Origin of the sequence: Actinosynnema sp. NPDC023658 (assembly GCF_040639995.1) — a bacterium.
GTDB lineage: Bacteria > Actinomycetota > Actinomycetes > Mycobacteriales > Pseudonocardiaceae > Actinosynnema.
Window position 1 is genome coordinate 1 of sequence record NZ_JBFAAX010000221.1, and the last position, 9,287, is coordinate 9,287.

Consider the following 9,287-nt stretch of genomic DNA (forward strand, 5'->3'; position numbering starts at 1 on the left):
CAGGGGTGCTCACGTCGTGCCCGGCGACCCGGAGGCGGTCGGCGGCGGCCAGCTCGACGGGGCGCAGGCCCAGCACGGAGTGGAACAGGACGATGTCGGTCACGACGCCATCCTCCCCCGACGCCCGACGCCCGACGCCCGACCGCGAGCCGCGGTTGCCGGTCGACGGGTCACCGCTCCCGGTCGGACGGGGTCAGACGGTGGCGAGCAGCGCTTCGAGCGGTCGGGGCAGGGCGTCCCGGGCCACCGCCACCTCCACCAGCAGCCGCGCGTAGCGCAACTTCCGGCGCGACCCGCTGCCCAGGAACCGCCGCAGCTGCGCGACGGGTTCCCTGCCGCGCCAAGCGGGCTGGCCCTGGAACGAGCGGAACGGCCCGAGGTCGCCCTGCGAGTCGAACAGCGCCTCCACCCCCGCGGGGCCCACCGCGCGGATCAGCTCGTCCTCCAAGTCCTCGTCGCAGACGAAGAACCCGAGGCGCTCCATGTCGACGCGCGTGGTCGGTGAGCCGAGCCCCGCCACGGTCAGCGCCTTCCGGAAGATGTCCTCCTCGTGCAGGTCGCACAGACCGGCGAGCCGCACGCCGGTGCCCAGCTCGGCCAGGGAGCGGTTGATCGCGTGGGCGCCGCCGATCGGCACGACCACCACCCGCTCCGCGTCGAGGTCCCGGCCACGACCCGACGCCGCCGTCTCCAGGGCGATCTGGTCGCTGATGCCCTCGACGAGCACCGCGGTCGCGGCGGTGCCGACCTTCGCCATCGCCGTGGCCGTCGCCCGGACCGGCGCGGCATGGCCGTTCGCGTAGCCCTGGAGCGTCCTGCGGGCCAGCTCCCGGCGGCTGCCGACGTCCATGTCCGCTTCCCGGTCGGTTGTGCGGCGGGGACTCGCGTACACCCCTGGCGGCCGCGTGATCAGGTCAAGTCCGCCACTCTAGGCGGGGCCGAGGTGATCTCACCAGCTCCACGGCGGTGGCCGCGAGGACCGCACCGAGACCGACCGGTCACCGCCTCACGGCAGCTCCCGCGCCGGAGGCCAGTGCGCGGACCTCCGCGAGCGTCGCGGTGACGCTGTCGCCGGGCGTGCTCATCGCCAGTGCGCCGTGCGCCAGCCCGTAGTCCACCGCCGTCCGCAGGGGCTCGCCGGTGAGCAGGCCGTGCACCAACCCGGAGACGAAGGCGTCACCCACGCCGACCCGGTCCAGCACGTCCACGGCGGTCATGTCGGTCCCGCGCACCACACCGGTGTCCGGCGACCAGGCGAAGGCGCCCCAGTCGTTGCTGCCCGCCGACCGCACCTGCCGCTCGGTCACCGCGACCACCCGGACCCCGGCGTCGGCGGCCTGGTCGAGCGCGTCGTGGACCGGCTGGTCCCAGGGCAGGCCGATCAGCACGTCGACGTGCCGGCTCAACTCCCGGTTGAGCCGCTGGGCCCGGTCCAGCCCACCGCGGTCGCGCCACAGGCTCTCCCGGTAGTTCAGGTCGAACGAGGTCACCACGCCGTGCCGCCGCGCCGCCCGCAGGGCTTCGGCGGCGACTTCGGCGGTGGAGTCGGACAGCGCCGCGAAGACGCCGCCGGTGTGGAACCAGCGGACGCCGGCCCCGCCGAACAACCCGTCCCAGTCCACCTCCCCGGGCCGCAACTGGGACACGGCGGTGTGCCCGCGGTCCGAGCAGCCCAACGCGCCCCGCACGCCGAACCCGCGTTCGACCACGTTGAGGCCGTTGCGCGCGGCCCGCCCGACGCCGTCGTCGCGCGCCCACCGGATCAGCCCGGTGTCGACTCCCCCTTGCAGGACCAGGTCTTCCACGAGGTGCCCGATCGGGTTGTCCACCAGGGCGGTGACGACGGCGGCCCGGTGGCCGAACGTGCGCCGCAACCCGCGCGCCACGTTGTACTCGCCGCCGCCCTCCCACACCCGGAACGAGCGGGCCGAGCGGATCCGCTCCTCGCCGGGATCCAGGCGGAGCATCACCTCACCGAGGGCCACCACGTCGTAGCGGCAGTCCTCCTCGGGACGCGCCCCGAGGTCGGTGACCGCGTTCACCTGCCCAACCAGCCGCCGTCGACCGGCACCAGGGCGCCGTGCACGTAGTCCGAGGCGGCGGAGGCGAGGAACACCGCGACACCGGCGAAGTCCTCGGGACGCCCCCACCGGCCGGCGGGGATGCGCTCCAGGATCGCCGGGCCGCGCGTCGGGTCGTCGCGCAGCGCCTGCGTGTTGTCGGTGGCGATGTAGCCGGGAACGATGGCGTTGACGTTCACGCCCCGGCCGGCCCACTCGTTGGCCAGCGCGCGGGTGAGGCCCGCGATGCCGGACTTGGCCGCCGCGTACCCCGGCACGGTGATGCCGCCCTGGTAGCTGAGCAGCGACGCGGTGAAGATGATCTTCCCGCGGCCGCGTTCGAGCATCCCCCGGCCGATCTCGCGGCTGAGCACGAACTGGCTGGACAGGTCGACGGTGAGCACGTGGTCGAAGTCCTCGTCGCTGTGCTCGGCGGCGGGTGCGCGGCGGATCGTGCCGGCGTTGTTGACCAGCACGTCCACCGGCGTGCCGGCCAGCTCGGTGGCGAACGCGGCGACTGCGGCCCGGTCCGCGAAGTCCACCCGGTGCCCCTGGAACGAGCGGCCCAGCGCGCGCACGCGCTTCTCGACCTCGCTGCCCGAGGGCTCCAGCCCCGCGCTGACGGCGATGATGTCCGCGCCCGCCGAGGCGAGCGCCTCCGCGATCGCCAGCCCGATCCCGCGCCGGGCTCCGGTGACCACGGCCACCCGGCCGCTCAGGTCGAACAGGTTGTCCACGTCGGTCATCCCCGTGCTCCGCAGTCGATGAGGATCTTCATCTCGCCGGCGCCGTTCTCCAGCGCCTCGAACGCCTCCTGGGCACGCGCGAGCGGCTCGACCCGGGTGACGAGGTCGGCGGTCGGGATCGTGCCGTCCGCGATCAGCGCCACCGCCCGCTCGAAGTCCGGGCGCTCGTACAGCCGCGCGCCGACCAGCGTCAGCTCGCGCCAGAAGAACCGGTGCAGGTTCACCTCGCGGGGCGTCGGGTGGATGGCGACCAGGCACAGCCTGCCCCGCACGCCGAGGGCCGCCACCGCGCTCTCCACGCCCGCCTGGGCGCCGGACACCTCGAACGCCACGGGCACGCCGGCGCCCTCCGTCCAGCTCTCCACGACGGCGGCCAGGTCCTCGCCCACCGGGTCGACCACCCGCAAACCGAGGCGCTGCGCCAGTTCGCGCCGCCCGCGGTCCACCTCCGCGACCAGGACCTCCGCCCCGGCGTGGCGCGCGACGACCGCGATGAGCAGGCCGACCGGTCCACCGCCGACGACCAGCACCCGCTCCCCCGCCGCGACCTCGGCCCGCCGAACGTCGTGCACCGCCACGGCCGTCGGCTCCACCAGCGCCGCGTCCCGCAACGACACGGCCTCGGGCACGGCGACCAGGGTGCGGGCGTCGACCACCCACGACTGCCGCATCGAGCCGGGCGCGTCGATGCCGATGAACGACAGGCGGTGGCAGATGTGGCTGTGCCCGGTGGTGCAGGCGGGGCAGTCGCCGCACCAGTCCAGCGGCATGACGGTCACCGGGTCACCGGCGGCCCAGCCGGAGACCTCCGGCCCCACGGCGGCGACGACACCGGACATCTCGTGCCCGATCACCTGCGGCGCCGCCACGCGGTTGTCCATGTGGCCGTGGAAGATGTGCAGGTCGGTGCCGCAGACACCGGTGTAGGCGACGTCGATGCGCACCTGGCCCGGTCCCGGCTCGGCGGCCTCGGCCTCTTGGAGGGTGACGGAACCCCGGTGGGTGTACGTGGCTTGGTACAACTGCGCGCTCCTGGTCCTCGGGAGGTCGGTCGGGCCCGCCGGCGGCGTGGTCGCGCGCCGGCGGCGGGTGGTCCGCGCGCGTCGCGCCAGTACTCGCCGTCGGGGAAGGTGTAGCGGCGCACCGAGTCCGAGCGCATCTCGATGCTGTAGCCCGGCTCGGTCGGCACGCGGTAAGCGCCGCCGTCGACGACCACGGGCGTGAGGAAGTGCTCGTGCAGGTTGTCCACGTACTCGGCCACGCGCCCGTCGAGGGTGCCGGACACGGCCACGTAGTCGAAGATCGACAGGTGCTGCACGTACTCGCACAGGCCGACGCCGCCCGCGTGCGGGCACACCGGGATGCCGCGCTTGGCCGCCATCAGCAGCACCGGCACGATCTCGTTGACGCTGGCGAGCCGGCAGCTGTCGATCTGGCAGAAGTCGATGGCCTCCAGCTGGAGCAGCTGCTTGAACATCACCCGGTTGTGCACGTGCTCCCCCGTGGCGACGCCGATGCCCAGCGGCGCCAGGCCGGCCCGCACCTGCGCGTGGCCGACGAGGTCGTCGGGGCTGGTCGGCTCTTCGATCCACAGTGGACGGAACTCCGCGAGCGCCGAGACCCACTCGACGGCCTCGCGCGCCTCCCAGACCTGGTTGGAGTCGATCATCAGCGTCCGGTCGGGCCCCAGTTCCTCGCGGGCGATGCGCAGCCTGCGCACGTCGTCCTCCAGGGCACCGCCCACCTTGAGCTTGACGTGGCCCCACCCGTCCTCGACCGCCTGCCGCACCAGCTGCCGCAGCTTCCCGTCGTCGTACCCCAGCCAGCCCGGTGAGGTGGTGTAGGCCGGGTAGCCCTGCGCTTCGAGCGTCGCGACGCGGTCGGCACGACCGGAGCGCATCTCCTCCAGCATCCGGCGGGCGTCGTCGGCGGTCAGCTCGTTGTCCAGGTAGCGGAAGTCGCAGGCCGCGATGAGCTCGTCCACCGGCATCTCGACCAGCAGCCGCCACAGCGGCACGCCGTGGTGGCGCGCGGCCAGGTCCCACGCCGCGTTGAGGACGGCGGCGATCGCCAGGTGGACCGCGCCCTTCTCCGGACCCAGCCAGCGCAGCTGCGAGTCGTTGACCAGTTCGCGGTAGAGCGCGCCGAGTCCCGGGCCGGTGGCCAGCGCGTCGACGTCGAGGCCGATCAACGCCCGGGAGAGCTGACCGGCCAACGTCACGCAGACGTCGTTGCCGCGCCCGATGGTGAACGTGAGGCCGTAGCCGGTGAGGGCGTCGTCCGTCGTGCGGACGATGACGTACGCCGCCGAGTAGTCGCCGTCCGGGTTCATCGCGTCCGAGCCCTCCGCGGTCGCGGAGGTCGGGAAGCGGATGTCGACGACCTCCACCGCGGTGATCGTCGCCCGGCTCGGGGCCGCGCGGTCCGGGGTCGTGTCCGCCGGGGTGGCAGTGGTCATGGGAACCTCCATCTGGCGGGTGGCGAGCGCGCGGAACGGGCGCGGCCTCCGTCGACCGGCACGATCAGGTGGACACACCGCGAGACGTCGAGACGGCCACGTAAACATCCGACGTCGTTGCTTACATCTGATCTTTGCCGGAGAGTCCCTCGGATATCAATACGCCAAACGGACTAGTGTTCGCCTTATTGATAGGATGTCTCTCCCGGACTCGTGCCGGCCGGACACGTGGGCCAAGCGCATCGGGCGCGGCGACGGCCGAAGGTATGATGTTTCGATCTCCAGCACAGCGAGGGGTACCCGTGGCACTGACCGACGAGGCGATCGCGAAGATCCGGGCGATGATCCAGTCCGGTGAGCTGCCGCCCGGCACGCGCCTGCCACCGGAACCGCAGCTGGCCGCCCAGATGGGGTTGTCCCGCAGCGGTGTGCGGGAAGCGGTGAAGGTGCTGGAGTCCGCCCGCGTGCTCGACGTGCGGCGCGGCGACGGCACCTACGTCACCAGCCTCGCGCCACGCCTGCTGCTGGAAGGGCTTGGCGTGGCGGTGGAGCTGCTGCGCGACGACACCCTGCTGGAGGTCATGGAGGTCCGCCGCCTGCTGGAACCGATGGCGACCGGCCTGGCCGCCGTCCGCATGCAGCAGGACGACCTCGACACCCTGGGCAAGATCCTGGACGACATGCGGGCCGCCAGCGAGGACGCCGAGCTGCTCATCCAGTACGACACGGCCTTCCACCGCACGGTCATCGCCGCGACCGGCAACGAGACGCTCACCTCGCTGCTGGAGGGCCTGTCCAGCCGCACCGTCCGGGCACGGGTCTGGCGCGGCCTCATAGAGGGCAACGCCGCCCACATCACCCTGGCCGAGCACGAGGCCATCTACAACGCCCTGCGCGCACGCGACCAACTGCTCGCGCAGTCCAGCGCCATGGTCCACGTCAACACCTCGGAGGCGTGGCTGCGCGAGGTGCTGACGTCCTCCGAGCACCCCGCCGGCTGACCGCACCACGTCACCGGGCCCGGCTCGGCGTCGAGCGGACACCGGGCCCGTTCCGCTCCGGCGTCCTCGGCCGCGCCCGGTCAGTCGCGCGAGCGGCGGAGGCGTCGGCACGTCTCCAACGCCCGGTACAACGAGGCCTCGGCCGCCTGGAGGTCGCCCTGGCGCGCGGCGGCGAGGGCGGTGAGCACGTGGCCGATCACCTCGCCCTGCCGGCCCGAGCCGTTCTCCGCCGCCCACGACCGGTTGCGCTGGGTCGGCACGTGCGGTCGGGGCGGGCAGGCCAGCGCGCCGCCGTGCACGCGGATCAGCCGGCCCAGCCCTGACAGCGCGAGCAGGTCGCGGCGGATGGTCGCGGCGGAGGCGCGGGTGGCGGCCTGGATCTCGGGGATGGTCAGGAACCCGCGCTCAGCGAGCGCGTTCACGATCTGCTGGCGGCGGACCGGTGCGGGGTTGCGGCGGCCGACGTCGTTGGCGTGCCTCATGGTGTTCGGCTCCCTGTGCGGAGTGACGAGCTTCCGTGTGCGGAGTGGCGAGTGGTCTGCGGTTACCTGGCCGTGCGCGGCGACGACCGCTGCTCTGCGGCGACCGCGCACCGGTGTTCCTCCTCCATCCGCGTCACCGGAGCCCCGCTCCCCCGGGAACGGTCCCAGGAGCCGACAGGCGCTCCCGTGCTCGACAACAAGGGGCCAAGGACTCCACGCATCGGACTGAGTTGTGGCAGTGAACGATTTCCGGTCACAACACGCCAGTCTCAATTGGCCGCGCACCCGGAAGACGTCAGACTTCCCTCTCGCAGTCTCCGTAGCGCCGCCCGCAGACTTTGATACGTTCTGAAACTAACTCGTGGTCCAGCCGAGCGCAAGCCGTTGGCGTCCGCCGGACGGCGCCCGCACCGACCGGGCCCCGGTGAGCACCCGAACAACACAGTTTCGTCAGATGTCTATCCCTCGTCGCACAACTCCTGAGAATGCTTCAGAAGCGTGCAAAACCACCTGAGCCAGCCCAAGCAGTAGGTCCAGCGCAGATGTTCGCCACGCTCCGCCGGAGCGGCGAGAGGCATTGACCCGATACGCACACCCTGTTTAACGTCTGATGTCTCGCGTGTTGCGGATCCCGCACCTCTCCTGGAGGGCCTCCATGTCATCGTCCCCCCACAGCCGACGTCGCTTCCTCACCGTGGTCGGCGTCGGCGGAGCAAGCGCCGCCCTGGCCGGTGGCACCGACCTGCTGCGCCACCTACCCGCCGGAGCCGCCATCCCCGGCCCGACGAGCTACTCGGCGTCCTGGGCGTCGGTCGACCAGCACCCGCCCGCCGCGGAGTGGTTCCAGGACGCCAAGTTCGGGATCTACTTCCACTGGGGCGTGTTCAGCGTGCCCGCGTACGACAACGAGTGGTACCCGCGCAACATGTACATCAGCGGTTCGCGGGCCAACACCCACCACCGCGACGTCTACGGCGAGCCATCGGCCTGGCCGTACCACAACTTCATCGACGGGGCGCGGGACAAGGCGGGCGCGTTCGTGCAGTTCGCGCCGAAGCTCAAGTCCGCGGGCGGCAACTTCGACCCGAACGAGTGGGCGCAGCTGTTCGCCGACGCGGGCGCGAAGTACGCGGGCCCGGTGGCCGAGCACCACGACGGCTACTCCATGTGGAACAGCAGCGTCAACGAGTGGAACTCCGCCGCCCGCGGTCCCCGGCTGGACCTGGTGCGCCTGCACGCCGACGCGATCCGGTCCAAGGGCATGAAGCTGATGCTGGCCATGCACCACGCCTACAACTTCACCGGCTTCTACGACAACGCGCCCGCCCAGTCCAGCACCACCTTGAAGAAGCTGTACGGCCAACTCGGCTCGACCGCGCAGAACCAGCTCTGGTACGACAAGCTCAAGGAGATCATCGACGGCTACCAGCCCGACATCATCTGGCAGGACTTCAACCTCACCCGCGTCGACGAGGCCCAACGGCTGAAATTCCTGTCCTACTACTACAACCGCGCCGTCGCCTGGGACAAGGAGGTCGTCGCCACCTACAAGGACGGCTTCGACAACCGGGGCGAGGTCTTCGACTTCGAGCGCGGCGGCCCCGCCGACATCCAGAACCCCTACTGGCTCACCGACGACAGCATCTCCAGCTCCAGCTGGTGCTACACGGTCGGCATCGGCTACTACTCGCTGGCCGCGATGCTGCACTCGCTGATCGACCGGGTCAGCAAGAACGGCAACATGGTGCTCAACATCGCCCCGATGGCCGACGGCACCATCCCCAGCGGTCAGCGCAGCGTCCTGCTCGGCATGGGCGACTACCTCAAGCGCTTCGGCGAGTCCATCTACGCCACCCGCGCCTGGAGCGTCTACGGCGAGGGCCCCACCAAGATGGGCGGCGGTTCGTTCACCACGCCTCGCGCCGGCACCAACACCGACATCCGGTTCACCCGCAACAAGGCCACCACGGTGCTGTACGCGACCGTGCTCGGCTGGCCCGGCAGCACGCTGAACATCACCACCCTGGCGTCGGGGCGGATCGACCTGGGCACCTTGACGTCCGTGCAACTGCTCGGCTCGACCGCCGGCTCCTACACGAACCTGCCCAACCGGTCACAGGACGGTTCCGGCCTGCACATCTCCATGCCGTCCTCCAGCGCGCCGTTCAGCGCACCCGCCTACGTCGTCAAGCTGACCTTCTCCGGCCAGATCCCGACGCTCGGCGGCGGCGTCCTGCCCACCGGCTGGGCGCGGATCTCCAACATGACCAACGGCCTGGCCCTGGACAGCGGCGGCAATGTCGCCTCCGGCTCGGTCGTCAAGCAGTGGACCTACGACGGCAGCACCAACCTCCAGTGGCAACTGGTCGACCTCGGCACCGGGTACTACCGCATCGTCAACCGCACCAACGGCATGGTGGCCGACAGCTGGGGCAACACCACCAACGGCGCGGACCTCCGACAGGCCCCCTGGAACGGCGGGGTCAACCAGCAATGGCGACTCAACGCCACAGGCGGCGGCCGCTACCAGATCATCAACC

At 71.6% G+C, this 9,287-nt stretch carries 8 protein-coding genes; 2 read left to right on the forward strand and 6 right to left on the reverse strand.

What is annotated here, in order from left to right; all coding sequences use genetic code 11:
* Positions 1–193 precede the first annotated feature (193 nt).
* The 5 genes from AB0G02_RS21435 to AB0G02_RS21455 all read right to left on the reverse strand — a co-directional run bounded on the left by AB0G02_RS21435 (position 194) and on the right by AB0G02_RS21455 (position 5,264).
* On the reverse strand, positions 194–850 hold the full coding sequence (locus AB0G02_RS21435) for a TOPRIM nucleotidyl transferase/hydrolase domain-containing protein (protein ID WP_360797120.1): 657 nt from the start codon (positions 848–850) through the stop codon (positions 194–196).
* Between the two features lie 148 nt (positions 851–998).
* Positions 999–2,042 carry a sugar kinase gene (locus AB0G02_RS21440; RefSeq protein ID WP_360797122.1) on the reverse strand — a complete coding sequence of 348 codons (1,044 nt, stop codon included), beginning with the start codon at positions 2,040–2,042 and terminating at the stop codon, positions 999–1,001.
* Entirely contained in the window at positions 2,039–2,806 is a 768-nt protein-coding gene (locus tag AB0G02_RS21445) for an SDR family oxidoreductase (protein WP_360797124.1), read from the reverse strand. The genes AB0G02_RS21440 and AB0G02_RS21445 overlap by 4 nt, the downstream gene beginning before the upstream one ends.
* Entirely contained in the window at positions 2,803–3,750 is a 948-nt protein-coding gene (locus tag AB0G02_RS21450) for an alcohol dehydrogenase catalytic domain-containing protein (RefSeq protein ID WP_360797126.1), read from the reverse strand. Before AB0G02_RS21450 ends, AB0G02_RS21445 begins: the two co-directional genes overlap by 4 nt.
* Positions 3,657–5,264: an enolase C-terminal domain-like protein gene (locus tag AB0G02_RS21455; RefSeq protein ID WP_360797127.1), complete on the reverse strand. Its 1,608-nt coding sequence runs from the start codon at positions 5,262–5,264 to the stop codon at positions 3,657–3,659. Before AB0G02_RS21455 ends, AB0G02_RS21450 begins: the two co-directional genes overlap by 94 nt.
* A gap of 302 nt (positions 5,265–5,566) precedes the next feature.
* On the opposite strand from AB0G02_RS21455, the gene AB0G02_RS21460 reads away from it, so the two are divergent.
* The gene (locus AB0G02_RS21460) at positions 5,567–6,265 is read left to right on the forward strand and encodes a FadR/GntR family transcriptional regulator (RefSeq protein WP_360797129.1); all 699 of its coding nucleotides are present in this window, start codon (positions 5,567–5,569) and stop codon (positions 6,263–6,265) included.
* A gap of 80 nt (positions 6,266–6,345) precedes the next feature.
* On the opposite strand, the gene AB0G02_RS21465 is transcribed toward AB0G02_RS21460, so the two are convergent.
* Positions 6,346–6,747: a DeoR family transcriptional regulator gene (locus AB0G02_RS21465; protein WP_360797131.1), complete on the reverse strand. Its 402-nt coding sequence runs from the start codon at positions 6,745–6,747 to the stop codon at positions 6,346–6,348.
* A 655-nt stretch (positions 6,748–7,402) separates the two neighbouring features.
* On the opposite strand from AB0G02_RS21465, the gene AB0G02_RS21470 reads away from it, so the two are divergent.
* On the forward strand, positions 7,403–9,287 hold a 1,885-nt coding region (locus tag AB0G02_RS21470; RefSeq protein WP_360797133.1), incomplete at its 3' end, for an alpha-L-fucosidase.

What these genes read in the sequence shown, in the direction of transcription:
- AB0G02_RS21435 (WP_360797120.1), bottom strand. Translation starts at nt 850, where the DNA reads ATGGACGTCGGCAGCCGCCGGGAGCTGGCCCGCAGGACGCTCCAGGGC.
- AB0G02_RS21445 (WP_360797124.1), bottom strand. Translation starts at nt 2,806, where the DNA reads ATGACCGACGTGGACAACCTGTTCGACCTGAGCGGCCGGGTGGCCGTG.
- AB0G02_RS21455 (WP_360797127.1), bottom strand. Translation starts at nt 5,264, where the DNA reads ATGACCACTGCCACCCCGGCGGACACGACCCCGGACCGCGCGGCCCCG.
- AB0G02_RS21465 (WP_360797131.1), bottom strand. Translation starts at nt 6,747, where the DNA reads ATGAGGCACGCCAACGACGTCGGCCGCCGCAACCCCGCACCGGTCCGC.